The sequence below is a fragment of the Pseudoalteromonas rubra genome (assembly GCF_000238295.3).
Lineage (GTDB): Bacteria > Pseudomonadota > Gammaproteobacteria > Enterobacterales > Alteromonadaceae > Pseudoalteromonas > Pseudoalteromonas rubra.
On sequence record NZ_AHCD03000044.1, the window covers coordinates 750,550 to 770,561 of the forward strand.

The 20,012-nt window shown below is 42.8% G+C and carries 13 protein-coding genes; 3 read left to right on the top strand and 10 right to left on the bottom strand.

Going from position 1 to position 20,012, the window contains the following annotated elements; genetic code table 11:
- Positions 1 to 84: 84 nt before the first annotated feature.
- From PRUB_RS26530 to PRUB_RS24060, 10 genes are all read right to left on the bottom strand, one after another.
- Positions 85 to 2,133 (bottom strand): YcaO-like family protein, encoded by a 2,049-nt coding sequence (locus tag PRUB_RS26530; protein WP_010380429.1) that lies wholly within the window; start codon positions 2,131 to 2,133, stop codon positions 85 to 87.
- Complete coding sequence (locus PRUB_RS24020) at positions 2,130 to 3,263, bottom strand: amidohydrolase family protein (protein WP_010380431.1); 1,134 nt, start codon at positions 3,261 to 3,263, stop codon at positions 2,130 to 2,132. The genes PRUB_RS26530 and PRUB_RS24020 overlap by 4 nt, the downstream gene beginning before the upstream one ends.
- Before the next feature lie 8 nt (positions 3,264 to 3,271).
- A complete protein-coding gene (locus PRUB_RS24025; protein WP_010380432.1) occupies positions 3,272 to 4,042 on the bottom strand; it encodes a phytanoyl-CoA dioxygenase family protein in 771 nt (256 codons plus the stop codon).
- A gap of 43 nt (positions 4,043 to 4,085) precedes the next feature.
- Entirely contained in the window at positions 4,086 to 5,072 is a 987-nt protein-coding gene (locus PRUB_RS24030; protein WP_010380434.1) for a hypothetical protein, read from the bottom strand.
- A 166-nt stretch (positions 5,073 to 5,238) separates the two neighbouring features.
- Positions 5,239 to 6,717: a YcaO-like family protein gene (locus PRUB_RS24035; RefSeq protein WP_242065297.1), complete on the bottom strand. Its 1,479-nt coding sequence runs from the start codon at positions 6,715 to 6,717 to the stop codon at positions 5,239 to 5,241.
- 523 nt (positions 6,718 to 7,240) lie between these two features.
- A complete protein-coding gene (gene asnB / locus PRUB_RS24040) occupies positions 7,241 to 9,055 on the bottom strand; it encodes an asparagine synthase (glutamine-hydrolyzing) (protein ID WP_081694375.1) in 1,815 nt (604 codons plus the stop codon).
- Positions 9,056 to 9,073: 18 nt separating this feature from the next.
- Entirely contained in the window at positions 9,074 to 10,984 is a 1,911-nt protein-coding gene (locus PRUB_RS24045) for a YcaO-like family protein (RefSeq protein WP_010380440.1), read from the bottom strand.
- A complete protein-coding gene (locus PRUB_RS24050) occupies positions 10,981 to 11,652 on the bottom strand; it encodes a hypothetical protein (protein WP_010380441.1) in 672 nt (223 codons plus the stop codon). Before PRUB_RS24050 ends, PRUB_RS24045 begins: the two co-directional genes overlap by 4 nt.
- A 32-nt stretch (positions 11,653 to 11,684) precedes the next feature.
- Positions 11,685 to 12,440 carry a hypothetical protein gene (locus PRUB_RS24055; protein WP_010380443.1) on the bottom strand — a complete coding sequence of 252 codons (756 nt, stop codon included), beginning with the start codon at positions 12,438 to 12,440 and terminating at the stop codon, positions 11,685 to 11,687.
- Complete coding sequence (locus PRUB_RS24060) at positions 12,430 to 16,365, bottom strand: TOMM system kinase/cyclase fusion protein (protein ID WP_010380445.1); 3,936 nt, start codon at positions 16,363 to 16,365, stop codon at positions 12,430 to 12,432. Before PRUB_RS24060 ends, PRUB_RS24055 begins: the two co-directional genes overlap by 11 nt.
- 455 nt (positions 16,366 to 16,820) lie before the next feature.
- Between PRUB_RS24060 and PRUB_RS24065 the strand changes: the two genes are divergently transcribed.
- The 3 genes from PRUB_RS24065 (at position 16,821) to PRUB_RS24075 (ending at position 19,866) form a co-directional block, all read left to right on the top strand.
- Positions 16,821 to 17,549 carry an NHL repeat-containing protein gene (locus tag PRUB_RS24065; RefSeq protein WP_010380447.1) on the top strand — a complete coding sequence of 243 codons (729 nt, stop codon included), beginning with the start codon at positions 16,821 to 16,823 and terminating at the stop codon, positions 17,547 to 17,549.
- A 96-nt stretch (positions 17,550 to 17,645) separates the two neighbouring features.
- Positions 17,646 to 18,884: an SAM-dependent methyltransferase gene (locus tag PRUB_RS24070; RefSeq protein WP_010380449.1), complete on the top strand. Its 1,239-nt coding sequence runs from the start codon at positions 17,646 to 17,648 to the stop codon at positions 18,882 to 18,884.
- A 10-nt stretch (positions 18,885 to 18,894) separates the two neighbouring features.
- Positions 18,895 to 19,866: a methionyl-tRNA formyltransferase gene (locus tag PRUB_RS24075; RefSeq protein WP_010380451.1), complete on the top strand. Its 972-nt coding sequence runs from the start codon at positions 18,895 to 18,897 to the stop codon at positions 19,864 to 19,866.
- Positions 19,867 to 20,012: the final 146 nt, after the last annotated feature.

A 20,012-nucleotide genomic window follows, 5' to 3' on the forward strand; every position in this document is an offset into this window, starting at 1 on the left:
GTGAGCCCCATTTTGTTACACCGGCCTTGAGCCGGTGTCTTGTCACAAGTATTTTAGGCTATTCAGAGCCACCAAGGGGGGCAGTTAAATATACAACCCTTGCTGATTAATCGTCTTTTCCGTCAATGCTTTATCCAGCCAACCGAGTTTGACAGGTGTCTCGTAAAGCCGTGGATTACCTAGTTGTGGCCAGATGTGGCATAGTCCGGGTACAAAGACTTTAGCCGTGCTCAGTGGAATAGGCGAGCGGGAATAGTCCAGTGCCAGTGTTTCCATGTCCAGGCTGTGTAATTTTTCAACAATGGCCAGAATATCATCCTTCAGATCACCGCTTTGTGTTAGCTGATAGCTTGCACGAGATGCATTGGCCTCAGGCTGAAGGAAACTAGCATCGGCAATGGCATCAAAATCAAACGGTGCACCATTTTGGTCGCGGATAGGTATAAGCTGACATAACTCAGTAAGCGCCCGCTGCGCCGCCATTTCTGGTTTTAGGTGGCAGCCGAAGCCAAATACATACCCCTGAGTTGCTTTGTTACGGCCAATCGCTGCCATCACGGGTACGCCGGTATCCACGGTGAGGTCCAGCACCCAATAGTCGTGTTCAGCGGTGATTGTTTGGTGCAGCGGTGCCAGATAATCCGGGTCCAGAACGCTTAACTCAAACTGTGGACGCGGTAAGCGGTTGTACCACCAGATAGCTGTTGCATCACGCTCAAGCAACTCAAATAAAGCCTGTAAGATGGCTTCTTCCAGATTATTACCAGCGGCACAGCCATTAGAGTGCCATTTGCCAAAGCGGTCTTCTTCAAACGGCGTATTGGCAAAGCAGCAAACGGTGGGCACAAAGACTTTTTCATCGCGTGTAAGCGACCACAGAGCAGTCCAATTGACAGCCTCTCCAGTATAGGAAAGCGCGGCTTGCTTACGCTGAGATTCTGAGTCCGCAGGGTCCGCAAAGCGCGCATACTGCAGCTCGCTGTAGGGTAACAACTGAGAAAAGCTATAACTGCGAGCGTCCAGCTGATGAGCCTGTGCGACTTGAGTTAGCTCATCGCCCACATACTGTGCATTTTTACGTTCGACAGCTTCGCATAATGCACTGGCCTTAGACTGTTCGTGTGTGACGCCTTTGCCTAAGCAAACTTGTACAAAGCTTTGTGAATCAATGTTTTCTGAAGCCCTAACGGTTGGGGTTTTAAAAAATGCTGTTCTATAAATTATGATTGGGGTGTCGCTATTTTGTGAAATAGGCTCCAGGTGAGTAATTGCCCCGACTTTTGTACCTACAAATGGCATTAATCGTTCAACAGTCGCTTTAGCAGTTTGAATACGAGAGCCGCCATCGGAATTTGTTACCATCGCTGAAGAGGCTAGGGTGATATGGTGATCAACACTAAGAGGTGAGTTGAGCCTCAGTGGCACCACATACTCCTGAGTATTAAAATCTCTGATATCAATACATAACAGTGTCTGTTTTTCTGTATCGATATGATGATTTAAGCACATGCTTAAACTGTAGAGGTTTTTTTTCAGGTATGTGGCAGTATCCTCATTAGTTGGTGGGTTGACGTCCTGTCCAGGCAACTTTTTGGATAAGTAGTGTATTACTGGTTTATTGTGCAATAAGAGCTTTCTTAGTGTCGTAAAGTCGCCATAGTTACTGAGCTTAGGTGTGATGCTTACCGTGTGCCCAGAAACTTCAATCAGATAACCAGGCACATTCTCACTGGATAATGTCCTGTTGAGCTTGTCACAAAGGAAATTTTCAGTGATTTGGATGTGGGTATCAGGCAGTTTACTAATCAACCTATTTAAAGTGCCATCACTTTCGAGTGAGTTATTGATATTACGTGCATACTCTGAGACCGGCCCTACGAGTTGTAAAAAAGTCCCTTTATGCAGGAAATTGCCAACATATCTCAAGAAGTGGTTGGCATCTTCATGAGAGGTAGGTTCATCTATAATCGACTTGATAGTTCGCTTACCATCAATACACGATATAAGAGGGAAGTCCTGATTGCTGAACAAAACCTCACCATCAGTAGATATTACAACAATATCACTGTTATTTAGGATGATAGGTTTATATTGAGGTTGCCAGCCAATTATCAAGTCAAAATTAAGTGTCATAAATTGAATAGAGGCCTTGGGTTATTTTGCAAAATATCTGAAATTTGCTCATTGCTAAGACTGGGCATTTCATTGGCCATTTGTGCAAGGTCAAAATGAAGGTGGTCCGGGTGAGGGTAATCACTCCCAAAGATGAGCTTTTCGTGACCTATCGCGTTAACCGTTTCACTTATAGGCTCTCCAATTTCAACACCAACCCAACAGTGTCTGATAAAGTATTCAGATGGGCGCATTCTTATATTGGTATGTGTGATGGATGGAAACTCGTTGTGACAAATATTATCCAGCCTCCATAACCAGTGGGGTACCCATGAACAACCAGCTTCCAGAAAGGCTATTTTCAATTTGGGGTTGCGCTCAAAGACGCCAGACTCGAGAAGAGAAACAAATGCCATTTGTGCCTCCATTGGATGAGAGCACGCATGGAGTGAGAATCGATTCTTGAATCGGTCCATACCAACAGTCTCACCTTGCAAGTGTGTACCTCCATGGAATGTAACTGCTAATTCATGATGTGCACATGCTTGCCAAAATTGTTCGTATCGCTCATCGCCAAGCGATATGCCAAGTATTGGTTCTGGTCTTAGCGCAAGAGCACTCCATCCCTTTCGCACAGCATCTTCAACTTGTTCTAGTAAGGAGCTGGGATCATGACGGCTAATCAGATAAGCTGGAATAAGTCTGTCTTTGGCATAATTGCAATAGTCCTCAATCCAACGGTTATAGCCTTTCGCAAACTCCAGCGATGTCAGCGCATCTACCTTACTGTGATTTACGATAAGGCCAGCAAAAGTAGGATATATGATTGCTTTATCCACACCCGTTCTGTTCAGTTCTTCTAGGTGATCAATTGGATTTGTAGCAGAAAGTCGTTCATTGATACTTTCGCTATTGATTAGCGCTGAGGCGATTTGTAGATCTTTACCCCAGTTACTGAATACAGGTTCTTCACCGACCATATAGCTCGGAGGAATAGGGAGTTGCTTGCCCGATTCGTCTTTCAGGTCAATTTCCGCACTTGCAGGTTTTAACCAGATAGGCGTTTTTTCGTATACATCTTTGCTTATATATTCTTTCCAGATTTCAACTGGCTCAATTACGTGTCTGTCACAATCAATGACTTTTTGCATGCTAAAAATTACTCTCTTTCGTATATAGTAGGGCAGAATCGTTCATCATTAATTACTAGTGCATAACCGTAATCTTCTACGTTATTATCAAATTCAACCTCGTCCGTGAAAAGGCCAACGGTGATGACGATTCTGTCTGTTGGAGATTCGTTAGGGTAACTACCATGTAGAGCATTGAAATCATGGAAACTGATCCCACCCAGGGGTAGTGTCACTTGTTCCTCTTTCCAATTCTGAGTTTTGTAGAAGTTTTGTAAGAGAGGCACTTGTGAGTTTATATTTTGGATTTCGCCACCTGTATGCTCAAGCGTTGGCTCCCATGTATGTGAGCCTGGTACGATAACCAGTGGGCCAGAGTTTGAATTAATATCAACCAGAGGGATCCAAGCAGTCAGAGTACCCTTTTTAAAAAAAGGCATATGTTGCGAATCTCTATGAAATCCTACGTTGCCCTTGGATTGGGACCCACTCGGTTTGTAAAATAGTTGGCATCCCCATACATTTATTTTTGAAGCACCTGTTAGTTTGGCTGCTAGATTACCAATTTGAGATTGTGTAATTGCCTGATAAATACGTTCATCCGACATGTGTATCTGTGTCAGACGAGTTAATTCTGAGTTGCCATCGCCAAAGTGACACCAAGGCTGAACTCCTGTTTGGTATTCTTTTTCGAGGACTTGTTTCACACCCTGTTTGGCTTTAAGTAGTAAATCTATATCCAGGATAGGTTGGTCAAAAACGGCATAGCCGTTTTCGGAGAAAAAGTTTTTTACCGTCATTTTAATTCGAGGCCATTTATTAAAATGGCCTCACTCCAGGTTATCAGGTACTGGTGAATGGCTGATTTGCTCGAGCTGCGACAAGGTCTGCAAGTGCCATTGGGGAGACATCTTCAGAGTAATCTGGTGCAGGCAAGTCAATAAACAGCGTGCTGGTGTATTCGTTTACGTTATACACTTTTTCCCCAGCCTCTTCTGTAGCCGGCTCTTTGCTTGCATATGAAAGATAGATGTTTAGTTCATCAGCAACTTTATATCCCAAGTTTTCCAGCAAAACAGGGTAATCTCTTAGATTTGGCTTAGTAACAGGATCAATACACTCAGTTGTACTCAAAGCCCAGTTATAAGAGATCAGGCGAGGTACAAAATGCAACCAGCTGTAGTCGTCATCAACACCTTCGCTTCCGCCTCTGTCTGAATTTTCAACTTCATTACTGCCTATGGCAGAGTTTATGTTGCTATAGCCACTAGCTTTATGACTTGAATTTGAATCGACCAGAGCATCTATTTTTAGGTTTAGCGGGGTATGTTCAGAAGAAGTTGAACTAGCTGGATAATGAAATAATTGAGAAAATGGAAAAAATCTTTGCATTGATATGTAGTCCGATAACACGCTACTTCTCTCCGCATTTATACTATGGGGCGGTAGCTTGACTTCCAAGTCTATCAGTAAGTTTCTCCAACCATTTTTACTGGACCAAAAGGTAGATGAGTCATATATTGGTGTCCGACTATCTTCATTTCTTTCGCAAATGTTAATGATTGAGTACTGTTGACTCGCGTCTTTACCTGTCAGGTTTGATAATAGGCTCACCCCATGTGAAGCACTGCCGTCTTTGTTAAAATGGGTGTATTCTCGGATATTAGAAATACCCAGATTCTTCATTATGTAAAAAAGTCGGTTTTCCCCCGCGTTAGCTAATACGCGTTCCTTGTTGTCCCATAAATAAGATATTATCTTTTGGAAGGCAATATCCCACTCAGAGTTTGTTGTCACTTTCCAGTTAATTTCATTTGTGCTGTTTGTCATGGTAGTTCCTTTTGCTTACAGATTTTCGACCTGTTACTCGATACGAGTATAATTAACACAGCGTTTGTAGTGAAGGCTTTCCTTTTTAAGTTTCATCAATCAATAGCTATAGAATTTGGTCAGGCTTGAAATATTGTGACAGTAGTGTAACTCACAGCTCTTGTCGTTAAATATACAACCCTTGCTGATTAATCGTCTTTTCCGTCAATGCTTTATCCAGCCAACCGAGTTTGACAGGTGTCTCATAAAGCCGTGGATTACCTAGTTGTGGCCAGATGTGGCACAGCCCGGGTACAAAGACTTTAGCAGTGCTCAGTGGAATAGGCGAGCGTGAATAATCCAGTGCCAGTGTTTCCATATCCAGATTGTTTAACTGTTCAACAATGGCCAGAATATCACCCTTCAGATCACCGCTTTGTGTTAGTTGATAGCTTGCACGAGGTGCATTGGCCTCAGGCTGAAGGAAACTAGCATCGGTAATGGCATCAAAATCAAAGGGGGCACCATTTTGGTCCCGGATAGGAATAAGCTGACATAACTCAGTGAGCGCACGTTGTGGGGCCATTTCGGGTTTTAAGTGGCAGCCGAAGCCAAATACATACCCCTGAGTTGCTTTGTTACGGCCAATCGCTGCCATCACGGGTACGCCGGTATCCACGGTGAGGTCCAGCACCCAATAGTCGTGTTCAGCGGTGATTGTTTGGTGCAGCGGTGCCAAATAATCCGGATCCAGGCCGCTTAACTCAAACTGTGGACGCGGTAAGCGGTTGTACCACCAGATAGCAGTTGCATCACGTTCAAGCAACTCAAATAAAGCCTGTAAAATGGCTTCTTCCAGATTGTTGCCTGCGGCACAGCCATTAGAATGCCATTTGCCAAAGCGGTCTTCTTCAAACGGCGTATTGGCAAAGCAGCAAACGGTGGGCACAAAGACTTTTTCATCGCGTGTGAGCGACCACAGAGCAGTCCAATTGACAGCCTCTCCAGTATAGAAAAGCGCGGCTTGCTTGCGCTGAGATTCTGAGTCCGCAGGGTCCGCAAAGCGCGCATACTGCTGCTCGCTGTAGGGTAACAACTGAGAAAAGCTATAACTGCGAGCGCCCAGCTGATGAGCCTGTGCGACTTGAGTTAGCTCATCGCCCACATACTGTGCATTCTTACGTTCGATAGCTTCGCATAACGCACTGGCCTTAGACTGTTCGTGTGTGACGCCTTTGCCTAGCGTTTGTTGGGCAAAATCGGCACCACTAATTAGCTTTGGAGCTTTCGTTGGGCATTTGTAAAATCCTGAAGTGAAGATCTTAATTGAGTCCAAAGGAGAGGACAGTTTAGTTTCAGGAAAAATATAACCCAGTTGGCGGCCAATAAATGGTGCAAGTTTTTTGAGTGTGTCTTCTGCTTTATAAGCTCTTGAACCACCATCTGCGCCACAGGTGATTGGAGTGCTTTTAAGAGATAATTCAGGTTTGTTATCAGAGCGCGGTATACGCTCCAAAATATCAAAGTTATACCTGGCAGATGACCCGTGCTGAATATCAAAAACCAACGCATCAACGCAGTCGAGGGCATTAACTAGCGAGCATAGCTGTTTTGGTATTTTCGGGAAAGACAGCAAGCGACCTTTGCCTTTACCAAACTTATCCATGAAGAGGTCGAGTGGCCGGCTGGCAAAAACCCATGCCAAGTAACTCTCTAATTTGTCAGTACATGTTATGACCGGTGAAATATAAATACTATTTTTATATACTTCACAAAACCTTAGAGGGAAGTGTTCCTGCAGATTTGTTGCTTTCCTAATATCTTCGATTAGTATGCAAGAGTTCTGCAAGTGTGATGATATACGCTGCCAGCTTTCTGCGAAACTTTGTATGAAACAACTTGATCCATATATCTCTTCGATAAGTTCTGTTTTCGTATCTTGTAGATCAACTTCAACTAGCCAGCCTCTTTTAGTCGCGTTTTCTACTTGATAATAAAAGTGGGCTAAAAGTTCGGCAGGAACACTTTTCGCCAGTTCATCAACATTTGTCAGGCTTTTGAAGTGTGAGAACAAGGGGAAATTTTTAGCATCCAAAACAAATTCATTAGTTTGGCTGTTAAGCAGAACGTTATCATGCTTATCCATAAAGAAGCTGAATTTGCTATTAAACTTGAGTTTCATAATACAGTTACGTTTCCAAATTAAAGTGCTTTTGCAAAAACAGAATACTTAGGAAGTGGCAAACAATGATGTCTTCTGAAAAATCTAGCTGAGTCTGATTTTTTACAACAGACTCAAAAAAAGTGATGACTTTATCTATATCGTAAATACCCAATTGTGATTCTCTGCTAGACAATTCATATAATTCATCTAGCAGATAAAGTGTAATGTTTTTGGTTAAGTTAGTCGGAGCTAAAAAAGGTTTTTTGATTTGCTCTACATGCAAATGAGGGAAATTCACAGTAAATGCATCTCTTAAAATTCTCTTATTTTTACCGTTGCAATACTTGAAGGCAGTTGGGAGTGAGTGAATGAAAGCGACTAATGAGTTATCCAGGAAAGGCTGGCGGCCTTCTATTGAGTTTGCCAGTTCAGTTTTATCTCCCAGAGCAAGCAAATTATAGTCCTGATATACAGTGTTATAGTGAAGCCATTGGCTGTATCCAATAGAGGAGGTAATTATGTCACTGTGCGGTGCGGTTAAGTGCGTTGTGTAACAAGCATCAGAGAAGTCAGCAGAGCGCAAAGCTTTGAATAACTGAAAGTTTGACGTAGCACTTAAAATTGCGCTGGGTGTAAAATTCAATGCAGCCTCAAGTATGCTTTGACCTTCAAAAAGCGGAGTGTGTTCGCCTTGTTGTGTTAGAGGAGAATTCAAATCATATTGGAAAAACTGATAGCCAAGCAATGATTCATCAGCCCCTTCTCCTGTTAGCGCAATTCTAATCCCGCTTTCTTGTACTTTACGGCTCAACAGGTATTTGGCTGCAACGTTTAAATTTGGCACTATCGATTCTGCATGATAGATAGATTTTTCAAATGATCTAATGAGATCGTTGTGATCTAGTCGAAGTGTATGGTGTTTAATTCCAAGCTGCTTAGCCAATTTTTCAGCTGCCAGACTTTCATCTAGTGGACTATTAGGGAATCCGATACTGAATGATTCAGCTTTGTCACTCAGTCGAGCTGACAATGCGCTGATATATGATGAGTCTATGCCAGAGCTTAAGTAACAAGCAAAACGCTCTTGAGGTATTCTTTTGTGCACGGCTTGCTCAAACTGCCGGCTAAACTCTTGCGTTGCTTGTTCGTAAGAAATATCACACTGTTCAAATAAATCGGGGTTAAACGGAGACTGCTTGCAAAATGGATAGCTTTTTAGGTCTTGATTTGTGAACTCAACTATATGACCTGGGGGGACAGAAAAGACTCCTTTTACAAATGTTTCTTTGGCACCTACTAAAAATCGTTCTTTTGCAACTAAATAGTGCTCATTCCATACAGCTGGTACACCCGCAGATAGCAAAGCTTTAATTTCTGATGCGGCTATAAAACAATCATTATTATGGTAGTAGTAGAGTGGCTTGCTGCCATTTCTATCTCGTGCAAGGTAGAGCTCATCAGTTTTCCGATTGTATAAACATAGTGCAAACTCACCCTCTAGTTCATCGAGATAATTGACACCAAATAGCTCAACGCCTCTTAATGCTATTTCACTATCCGACCTTGATGTAAAAGATGCTCCTGACTTTTCGAGATGCGCAGCATCATTATATATTTCTCCATTTACAGCGCAAACCCATGCGCTGTACTCAGAAATTATAGGCTGATGAGCACTTGAACCTCCGTTTATTGCTAGTCGTTTATGACCTATAAAGACCCCCGTAATTTCGTCATAATAAAAGTGCTGCTGATCTGGACCTCGGTGATTTAATAGCTCTAAAGATTTCATGAGGTCATTTGTGTTATTTCGATTGTTTATGGAGGCTAATATTCCACACATTAGTTATTACATACCACTTTATATTAGAAGCTCTAATTTGTTTAGTTCACTTTCATTTCTTGCTTTTTCTAGAAGCCCCATTTTCACTGGTATAGTATAGAGCCTTTCTGAGCCTAAATAAGGAAAAAAGTGGCATAAGTTAGGGGCGATAACTTTCACGGCATACAGTGGTAGATTGTCTTTGGATTGGTCTACATAGTACAAGTTTACACCAATACGCTTAAGCTCACTTACAATAAAGTTCAAAGAGTCAGAAATACTTTTGAAGTTGTATTGAGGCGATGTTTCGGAGCTCTTGATCTCGGAGCTTCCGAGGATATAACTCTCTAATCTAATGTCAGAAAAACTGAAAGGGGATGTATTTATATCTTTAATTTCATGGACTTGAAAAAGCTCCGTTATTGCTCTTTGTTTTGCTATTGTTAGGTCTAAATGGCACCCAAATGAGAGTGTTATTTCACTGTTTTCAGCATTTAATGAAATAGCGGCTACAACTGGAATACCGATATCAGATGTTAGGTCAAGCAACCAGAGGTTGTATTTTTGACCAAAAAATAGCTCAATCTGGTTTGTTAATTCATCACCAATACCATCTAAGTTTAGCCTGGGTACAGTCGTTTTGTTGTACCACCATATAGCAACGGCATCTCTTTCTATTAATTCCAAAGTACCTTGCAATACAGCTTCTTCTAGACTATTCCCCGCGGCACCTCCATTATGATAGAACTTCACAAAGCGAGACGGATATGGCGTATTCTTGTAGACAAAATTTATAGGAACCCAGTACTCTTGGTCGAATAGATCTCTGCACTTTGTCCAATGAATTGGCTGATCTAAGTACTCCTCCACCTCATATATTGACTGAGTGCCTTGAGCTATTCGTTGTGCAAATTTTTTGTATTGAGCTTGGCTGAATGGTGTTAACTCAACTAGCTTTAGACAGTTTTCTAATTCACTTTGCTTTGCTTCTATAGCATTGATAGAGTCGTCAAAATTTGATGAAATGCGCTCAATTGCTTCGCAAAGTGAGCTTACTTTTGATTGCTTGTCATCTATACCTTTCCCCATTGCTGTGTAGTATAAAGATTCATTGCTGATGCAGTCTGAGTCTATAGGATGTTCGCAAAAAGTAGAAAAGTAGGTTTTACTCCCACCTTTGTTCGTACAGTTGTTTATTTTTCCATGGAAGCAAAGGCACCCGAATATAGGGTCTGCTACTACCTCAATATTCTTTAATGTCTCTTCCTTACTGATTACTCTAAAGCCGGAGTGCTTGTTAACCACTTTATCCTGAGCTGGTTTGAACTTTTTTACCGGGCTCCATGTTTTCAATGCATCTCTCTCGGAAACATATGACCAACCATAGCTAGATATACAGATGAGTTTATTTAATGACTCATTGGAAACATTTAGATCTCTTGTAAAATCAACCCCTTTTTTAAATAGCCTTCTTCTTAAAGGTCTAGTATTAAGGTAAGTTTCTCGAGATGTATTTATCAGGCTAAGCATTTCCGCCTTGTTTCTTCCTATAATTACCTGTGGTAATTGAGTTGTAGGAATTATGACGCGAACTATCTCATGGCTCATAACTAACTCATCAATCCTGGGATCTGTTATTTCGTTAGCTATGATGTCATATGTATTTATGCATCTTTGACTTTTGAGTGAGCTTGTCGATAAAGATGTGAGATTTACCCCTGTAAGGAAGGTTTCAGACTTGTATGGTCTTGCATCTTGCTCTGAAATTAGGTCGCTACCAAGTAGCATTTTCTCAATATCTTCGCATTCAATCCGGATCCCATTTTCAGTTATTTGTAAATCTGAGAGCGTTTTTAATGGAATCAAGTATTCTCTATCATTATGTATTATGTATAGATTTTGGTCTTCTTTGAAAAGAAAAGCTTCAGGGTTTATAGAGTAATGCTTCATAAAATAGGGGAAATCGAAAAGTTTGTTATTCTATTTGTTAGGCCATAGCTATTTTTTTGCATCAAAACTTCACTGTCTATACCTCGGACATAGAAGTTAAGTAAAACCTGATGCTGGTTAGTCGTATTTTTACCAAAGCCTTTAAATACTTCTCTGTTCACTATAAGAGATTGACCTTGCTTGATTTCAATCCTCTTAGTTTGATTGAGGGTAGCAGAGTCTAGGCAAATATTGTCAAATGCATTAAATTTACTCATCAGGTTATCTGAGAGATATGCTTCTAAGGGGGACAGTGCTAGAGAAAACGAAAAATGTTCCCCAGTTATGAAATCAACAATATCATTATCGCGGTGAAAGTTCACAGAGCAAATGTTTTGTCCGTTATCTGGTGGGATAAAAATAACTGAACTAGCCCATAGCTGCATCACCTTACTGCTAAAACATTCAGGGAAGTAATTTTTATTTAGTTTAGTTATGAGTTTTTGTGTTTCAGGGCATATCTGATGAACTTGGTCTGCCTTCGCTACCTTTGTATCCATTTCATCTAGCCACCATTTTCTCAATGGTTCACCGTGGTAGAGGAATTTTTTTGTAATGTAATATTCATGCAGTGCGTTTAATTCTGCCGAATTAAGGTCGAACAAGTTCGGTAATAGTGCAAATTTCATTAAAAAGTTGGGAGCTTTCGCTCCCTCCTGAATCAAGTAGTGAAAGGGTAGATTTTACCAAGCGCATCGTAGTCCATTAAAGACATTGCCACGTCTTGCTGTTCTTCTGGTTTAGGTGGCAACTTCATAATTACTGTTGAGCCTAAATTCAAGAATGAAGGGTTGCTGCTTACAAAATCATCTAGCATTTGACTGGTTCTTGTATTGCTCCATTCTACGCTATCTTCTGCAATCTCTTCAGTCGTAACAAACCATAATCGGCCTGATGGGTGTTTTACAATTACACCTGAACCGGGTATTTCAACCCATCCATTGACAGGGACATCAGTCCACTTTTTAGTGGTGCTGAAGTAGCTTGAGTTATCGGCTGAGACCAACTTAAAGTCAACAAAACCGTGCTCAGGGCTAGGTACTATGGTCTCAGGATCAACCAAGTATGCTTTAAAATAGCCCGGCTTTAGGTTTTGCCTTTGATATTGTAGCTCCGTTTCGGTTGCCGCAATGGTGATTGACTGTTCTTCGTTCCTGTTTGCATCAACAACTTGAAGCTCAACACCAGCAGGGAGTGTAAAGTTGAACATTGCCAAAACGGCTACAGGATTTGACAGTAGCATTTCTTTATTTTGTTCACTTTCCCATGCATAAGCAACGGCACGGCCCCATGCATGGCTCCAGCTTTCATGGACGGATGCACCGTCTAGCACTGATTCATCAAATAGTACTTGAAGTGATCCTGAAAAAGAGCCAAACGCAGTATCTCCGAGTCCAGCAGGTTTATTAGCAGACATTATTTTCGTCCTTCATTTTTTGGATTGTGTGATTTAATTGTATCTCATTGAAACACAGCTTTTTATACTTTTCATTCAGAACTCCCAAATCTACTTTATGTATTTTCGCAAGCTCGATAAGTAGGAGAAGAGGGCCCTGAACATTATTTTCTAGACAGATCTTAATTGTATTGACTAATGTATTTTGAGCCTCACCTGTTTTTAATGCATTTTCTAAATACATTGGAAACCAGTAGAAAAAAGGCCCACCTCTACCTTGTTCAAGGATTGAGTTACAAAATTGCGAAGAAATATCAGTTTCATTATTTAACCAATCCTTTCCGAGTTGGACAAAAAGCCTAAACCAATTGTCATTTTGCCAATTCCTATCGTTACTAAGTCTGGATGTAGCTATTTCCATCAATTCTCTATCTCTAGAAAAATAATGAACTAATATTTCAAATGCCCATGCAATGTCTTGGTCAATTTCACTCTCAATTAGAACTGCATGTTCATATGCTTGTCTGATGTAATATTTCGCTTTTTCATAATCACCTATAGCTGCGTATATGAGCGATAATTGACATGATGCAACACACTTAGGATCCCACCCAAAAAGCCTATATAAATTGGAGTCTTCTTCTAAGCGATAATTCTCTAATACTTCTAAGCCTGACGCGATCCCTTCACTCGCTTTTCCTATACATGCCTCAGTTTGAATAAATTGAGCTAAAGTTATGATGTATAGTTGCCTTTCACCGACTTTATTTAGTGAACTAAGAAGTTTCCTTCCTTTCTTGTATGCATCAGACGTTTTTGAACGAAAATGTAAATCTTGGTATTCGCTCCAATCTATAATGAAATTAGAGTATTTACTCAATTCTACACTGGGGTTATTATTTTTAATAATTGAAAGGCGCTCACCCAATTCTGTTACAGAAGCCGAACCTGAGCCTTCATGAGACAAAATACACGGGTATATTGCCTCAATAATCTTCACCTCCTCCCTGATCACATCGATATCACGAGCGTTACTTTTTAACGTTTCTGCGCAGCTACGATATATATCATTCGCTGATGTGAAGCTGTTTAGTTTGGAGTAATGTACAATTGCTTTTCGCGAGTACGCCAAAAACAGCATGGTTTTATTGGCAAGATAAAAGTGCTTTGAAATGACTGCATAAAGTTCATCTTTGTTCCATTTTGCATTGGCGTGCATGGTATCTGCGATTGCACTGTGGAATGTCGGAGCAATAGATGAACTCATACTCCCATAAGCCGCATCCCTCACCAGCGCGTGTTTAAAGATATAGCTATCGTTCTCAACCCGGCGTTGTTGAATGATGAGGTCTTTCTCAATCAGCTCGTTGAGGTCATTTTGGATCTGATCTTCACTGAGAGAAGACGCTGCGACGAGCAGGTCGTATTCGAATTCGCGGCCAATGGTGGCGGCGAGTTGTGCAGTTTCTTTGGCATGCACTAGGCTATCAAGTTTTTGCTGAAGTGATTCACGCAGGCTGCTGGGGACCTGATCGAGTTTATCCGGGCTGACGAAATTGACTTCGCCGCTTTGCTCGCTGACGAGTGCCTTTTGTTTCAGCATATCAACCAGCTCTTCGATAAACAGTGGAATACCGTCGGTGCGGCTAACCAGGATATCGCGCACGTTTCGTGACACGGCTTTGCCCTCGAACAATTGTTCGATGAAGTCTTCGGTAGCTTTGGCGGTGAGCTTGTGGAGCTCCAGCTCAAGCAATGTGAGATCGTGCAGGCTATCCGGCTTGGGCTGGCGCGAGGTGCTGATCAGCACGCTACCATCACTAAGGGTCTCGGCAAAGTGATGAATAAATTCTAAGGTGGTGGAGTCCGCCCAGTGAATATCTTCAATGATGTACAGCTTGTGGTTACTGAGGCTGAATTTGTGTGACAGCAGCAGGGCACTCAGGCCTTTGAACAGTAGCTCTTTTTGCGCGTCCGGTGCCAGTGACGACGGCTGCATGTCTTCTGGCAATTCGATGTTCAGCCAAACCATCAGGATTGGTAAAATGGCATCCGTGTTGAGTGTGCTGTCCTGCTCTTTAAGTAGTGACACGAACAAGTCTATTACCTCAGTATTGCTGAGGTTGTTGGTATTAAACAGGTAACGTACCAGTGTCAGGACAGGGTAGAGCGCGTTGTTCTGATGCTCAGGCAGACACTGAGCAACTAGGTGCTGGTATTTACCGGCGTTAGCGCGAATTTCCTGCAGTAAACGTGACTTACCGATCCCTGCTTCTCCATAAATATGGGCAACCCGGGTATTCTGTTGTTCGTTGTTGATGATCGACAGGGTTTTATCGAGCTCGCTCTGACGGCCGATGAGCTTGTGATGGTGGCGTGTGCCGCGCATAAAGCCAAAGGCTTCGACCCGCTTTTCACCCTTCAGGTTATAAATGGCTTGTTGCTCAAACGCCATGCCAAGCGGCATATTGTCGAAATAGTCGAACTCACTGTAAGGCTCAAGAATGGCGCGTGACTCTGCGGTACACAAAATTTGTCGTTCACCGGCAAGACGCGCGAGCTGCATTGCTGTATTGGCGATATGGCCTTCCGGTACGGCATTGGCGTAAGTGACAAAAATACCTGAATGTAAGCCAATATGAGCATTCAGCTGCACGCCGTGGGCTTCCTGCATCAGCGCATTACGTTTGCCTAGCTCACTCACCACATCCAGCGCGGTACGTGCACTCAGGCGGGTGTCGTTATCACTGGCAACGGGGTAGCCAAAATAGAATAGCGCGGTATCAGCCAGGTTGCCGACATGGTAGGCACCAAAACGGGTTGCAATATCGATACAGGTGTTACGCTGCGACTTAAACAGAGTGTCTATGACATCCAGATCTTTGGCGTTTTCATCCAATATTTTAGCACTCAGCCTCAACGCCATTACGGTGATTTGCTTGCGCTCTGTCAGCGTTGTGTAATCTTGCTGACCCGGATGAGCGGGATCATCCGTACGCAGCACCACTGTGGCATCGTCGTAACCATGTTGCGCTTGCACATCTGCCAGCACGCCCACCAGGTTTGAGACGTTCATGGAGTTGAGCTCAGTAAATGCCTCTTCACCAGAGATGACCCGCTCAGTTGCATTTTTTTGTAATACGCGGCGTAGTAATCCGGATAATGGATGGCCTAGCAGGGCGCTTGGTAACGGAATATGAACATCGCTCAACTGCTTGTGATAAATCGATGCAATACTAGAGCCAGTTACGGCAGGTAACCCAGTCAGACATTCTAAAAATACCAGACCCCAGACATAGATATCAGTTTTGGCTGAAGCTGGTTCACCACGCAATTGCTCGGGGGCACTATAAGAAGGCGTACCCAGGGTTTCTTGCGTGAGTGTCAGTGTCGCAAAGTCCTGATGGCGGTTTTCTTGGCTAAGCGTACCGATACCAAAGTCGAGAATTTTTGCATAGGTTTTGGCGCCAGCCTGAGTCAGCATGATATTCGCGGGTTTGATGTCCCGGTGAATGATGCCTTGTTTGTGCGCATGGATCAGTGCGTCCAGCACCTGCAACATAATGTCGGTTGCGTCTACTGCGTCTAATGCGCCTTCCTGGATCAGGTGCTCGCGCAGGGACTGACCCTCCACATACTCAAAGACACCGTATAGCAGGTTTTCATCAACCTGGCCTTTGTCTAGCAGCCTCACTATATGCGGGTGCTGCAACTGGCTGCTCAGAGTGGTTTCGCGTTTAAATCGCTCAACGTAACGGTGCTTTTTGGCTTCGTCCAGATGTGGTTCAAGTGCCAGAAACTTGATTGCCACGATCTGATCGGTGTTTTTATTCTTCGCTTTATAGACCTTACCAAAGCCGCCTTCACCGATCTTGTGGATGAGCTCATATTGAGTCGACTGAAAGCGATCCTGGATGTAAGGATCAGAAAATTGAGTTAGTGGCATAGTATTTTGTTTTTATCTAATTTGTTAACAGGGCTCGAACTTAAGCTCTAAATTATTGTTAAGAATTACGATTATTACAATGTTTTTTCAACATCCTTGCCCATAGCATCGTTTATTTGACATCAGACAGATTTCACTAAGATGAAGATCGTAAGGATTACTGGAAACTCATCTCATAGCATGAGTAAATTTCAATAATTTCAATAGTTACTGATTAGTCTGAAGCATGCTAAACCTGCCGACTGTTAATCTTTACCGATTATCAATAGAGGGTCAAATGCTTCTGGCTTAGTATTGGAATAAATTACGATGGAAAAGTGCTAAATTACTATGTTTTTGGCATATTCCAGTACTTAATTGGTATATGTTGCTTACGGTGTAATATAGTGTAATATCTAATTATTCAGTAGTTTGTAATAATAAACCAGTTTTTCGGTTGCTAATGGTGTATAAAGATGGAACGTCGTACTTTTTTAAAAACAAGCTCATACTTATGTGCGAGTGGCGTATTGCCAGTCACTGCACTTGCCGCTAATAGCACTTCATTTACATTTTCGGAGCAGGATACGCAACGTTTAAGTAGTGAACAGCTCGACACGCTGGCGATTGAAGCGCCGAAAGTCTCAATCGAATCTCCAAACGGTGATGCCGTGCAAATCACCTTAAAACCCGCTGTGGCGAGACGCTATAACGCAAACATTTTTGTTTATTTTGAAACGAGCAGTGAGATAAACATATTCGATTTGTCCGGAAACTCCAGTGGAACAATTAAGTTACCGCAAGGATTTAGCAGTCTTAATGATTTTGCCATTGAGCCAGATCAGCAGCTGCTTTACCTCATTGAAAGAGGGCAACATTCTGTCACTGTGGCAAACTTTTATGGTGATAAACTCACAGAGATCGGCGAGTTTGGTACTGAGTTAGACGCTCAATTAAACGGACCTAAAAAGATTACACTGGATACTCATGGCCACATTCATATTCTTGAAATGGGCACAGCTAGTATCAAAGTATTCAATAATAATGGCGCGTTCTTGTACTCATACGGCCGTTCTCGGTTGGGCAAAAAGCCACTTTACAGATCACTGGATGGTACCCAGCAAATTCTTGTGTCTGGGGGCAAACTGAACGACAGAAAGTGGGTTTTTAATATTGATACTCGCAAATTGTCAGCACTCAACTAGACTGAACAGTGAACGCTGACAGGCGTTACCTATGGCATCAAAATATGTCAGGTAACGCCTTGTAATCACGGAAATATTATACTTAGGTAGCGCCCGATGGAAAAACATCAGATGCGTAATGTGTCAGTGACAGATTATGCCGATCCAAAAATTGACCAACTCTTAAAACACACCGTCCGAAATCAACTTGAATCTTTGCTCAAGGCCAAGCTCACCACCGCACAAAGACAGCAGGCGCTTACCCAAAGCTTTGTAGATGCGATGGCGCTAATATTCAGCACCACGCAAGCGACTCACGCACAACTTACAGCAGCTTTTGAAGCGATGTACGAGCATGCCTTGCAGTCAATGTCGATGGCTGAGCTCAGTGAAGAATTATTGACTCGTCAGTATATTGCACCGACGGGTCTGATCATGTCCCCTTACAATAGCCGCCACACAATTAAAGACATTTACCGTATTCAGGGCTATGCAAAAGGCATTGATAAGGCAATACGGGGCATGTTGTCACATAAGGACTCTGTCACTATTTTGTATCCTGCCTGCGGCCCATTTGCACCTTTGATACTGCCTTTGCTCAGCTACTACAAAAACCAGAACGAGTTTAACCACGAGCAAATTAAGGTGCTATTCGTAGATACTCATCCAGGTGCCATCGTCACGCTAAAACAGCTAATTGATGACTTACAATTAGGTGAGTTTGTTGCAGATATCATTGAAGAAGATGCAACGGTATATGAGCCAGAGCAGGCCGTTGACCTGCTGGTGCTAGAAGCGATGCAACATGGTTTTACCCGCGAAGGGCAGCTGGCCATTGCCAAACATCTGGTTAAATTTCTGACGCTTGATGGCTGGATGATCCCGCGCTCTGTGTCGATTAAAGGCATGATGATCCATGGCGAAACAGAATACAATCAGCAATGGAAAGACGCCGAATATTGCCACTCCGATCACTTGCGTGACAGTGCGTTAAACGAGCGCGTTGAACTGGGCGAGCTGATGCGTATTGATAAGTCTGCGCTATTAGAGATGACAGAGATAGAGCTTGATGATGACATTCGGGTTGTTGCTGCGAATACAATCACAATACCAACTGGCGTTGAGGATATGTCGACCCGTATTTTGGCGGTTTATGCCCAAATCAACACGTTTGGTGAAGAAGGGCTGGATCAATACGACTCAGGTATTACGCACCCTAAACCCGACATGAACTTTTATGTTGATGCCCGGCCCAGAGAGCTTGAACACACGCACTTTGTTGCCAATAGCGGTGATACAGTGCAATTTTACTATCAGCTGAGCGGTATGCCCGGGTTTGTCCCGGTAAAAGCATAGGGAGATAACCATGGAAGTGAAATATGCTTTGTTCAGCGGCAGTTGCTTATGCCTGACCGCCGTGCAGTACCTATTGCAAAGAGGCCAACTGAGTTGTGTGGTATTGATTGAAGCTGAACCCAATCCGGATCTCGTTCAGTTGCAGCACTTTTTGCACCACCATCAAATTCCCATGCTGCAGTATAAAACAGAATCGGACGATGCCTTGATTGCCGATCTCGACAGACTGGGAGCAAACAGTGGCATAGCCTATTTGTTTAAACATAAGCTTCGCGCCAAGCTGATAGACTTTTTTGCCGGTGATGTACTTAACATTCATCCCAGTGCATTGCCTGATTATCGTGGCCCAATGCCCGTGTTCTGGCAGCTTAAAAGTGGCGCGGACACCGTCAGGTTAACACTACACAAAGTTGCACATCAGCTTGATACTGGCGACATTGCTACGCACATCGATTTACCTGTGCACCCTTTTGATACTTCACAGTGCTTTCACCAGAAAATAGCCCAGGCAGTTCCCGCTTTGCTAGAGCAATTTGCTCAGCAACAGGCCGCTGGTACTTTGAACTGGCAAGTGCAAAGTGATTATATCGAAATGGATGGCGAGCAGCGTGAGCCTCGTTATGCAGCGCATGTTCAGGTGGAAGATTTATTGATTGACTGGCGACATCATACCAGCACTGAGATTGTCAATCTGGCGCGTGCAGCCAATGCTGAATTGGGTGGCGCCCGTTTCAAATTTCGTGAAGGTATGTTGCAGCTTATGCAGGCCAGCACTATGGAATGTAAGCTGGCAGGCATTAAGCCGGGTACGATTCTAGAGCTCGACAGAATCAAAGGGTTATTAGTTAAAACGGTTGATGGTGCTATTCGCCTGGATACGATTTTAACCGAGCAAGGTATTTTTGATGGCTACCGGTTTGCGGTGCTGTTTGGACTGGAACCTGGTTTAGAAGTGGCTGCCTCATCTGAGGGCAGAATGTAAGGTTCAAAATTAAGTGTTTTGATTGAGGTATATCAATTGCAAACCGATACCTTTGTACTAAATTTTACAATGGTAGCTTAGTTGAGAAGGACTTGTGAGTGGCCCAGCCGATGTACTTATTATCCTGCATTTCTAACTATGCTCTG

Excerpts from the sequence above, each read along its gene's own strand:
- PRUB_RS24030 (WP_010380434.1), bottom strand. The coding sequence starts at position 5,072 with ATGACAAACAGCACAAATGAAATTAACTGGAAAGTGACAACAAACTCT.
- PRUB_RS24055 (WP_010380443.1), bottom strand. The coding sequence starts at position 12,440 with ATGTCTGCTAATAAACCTGCTGGACTCGGAGATACTGCGTTTGGCTCT.
- PRUB_RS24070 (WP_010380449.1), top strand. The coding sequence starts at position 17,646 with ATGGAAAAACATCAGATGCGTAATGTGTCAGTGACAGATTATGCCGAT.
- PRUB_RS24060 (WP_010380445.1), bottom strand. The coding sequence starts at position 16,365 with ATGCCACTAACTCAATTTTCTGATCCTTACATCCAGGATCGCTTTCAG.
- PRUB_RS24020 (WP_010380431.1), bottom strand. The coding sequence starts at position 3,263 with ATGCAAAAAGTCATTGATTGTGACAGACACGTAATTGAGCCAGTTGAA.
- PRUB_RS24065 (WP_010380447.1), top strand. The coding sequence starts at position 16,821 with ATGGAACGTCGTACTTTTTTAAAAACAAGCTCATACTTATGTGCGAGT.
- asnB (WP_081694375.1), bottom strand. The coding sequence starts at position 9,055 with ATGTGTGGAATATTAGCCTCCATAAACAATCGAAATAACACAAATGAC.
- PRUB_RS24075 (WP_010380451.1), top strand. The coding sequence starts at position 18,895 with ATGGAAGTGAAATATGCTTTGTTCAGCGGCAGTTGCTTATGCCTGACC.
- PRUB_RS24035 (WP_242065297.1), bottom strand. The coding sequence starts at position 6,717 with ATGGATAAGTTTGGTAAAGGCAAAGGTCGCTTGCTGTCTTTCCCGAAA.
- PRUB_RS24045 (WP_010380440.1), bottom strand. The coding sequence starts at position 10,984 with ATGAAGCATTACTCTATAAACCCTGAAGCTTTTCTTTTCAAAGAAGAC.
- PRUB_RS24025 (WP_010380432.1), bottom strand. The coding sequence starts at position 4,042 with ATGACGGTAAAAAACTTTTTCTCCGAAAACGGCTATGCCGTTTTTGAC.
- PRUB_RS26530 (WP_010380429.1), bottom strand. The coding sequence starts at position 2,133 with ATGACACTTAATTTTGACTTGATAATTGGCTGGCAACCTCAATATAAA.
- PRUB_RS24050 (WP_010380441.1), bottom strand. The coding sequence starts at position 11,652 with ATGAAATTTGCACTATTACCGAACTTGTTCGACCTTAATTCGGCAGAA.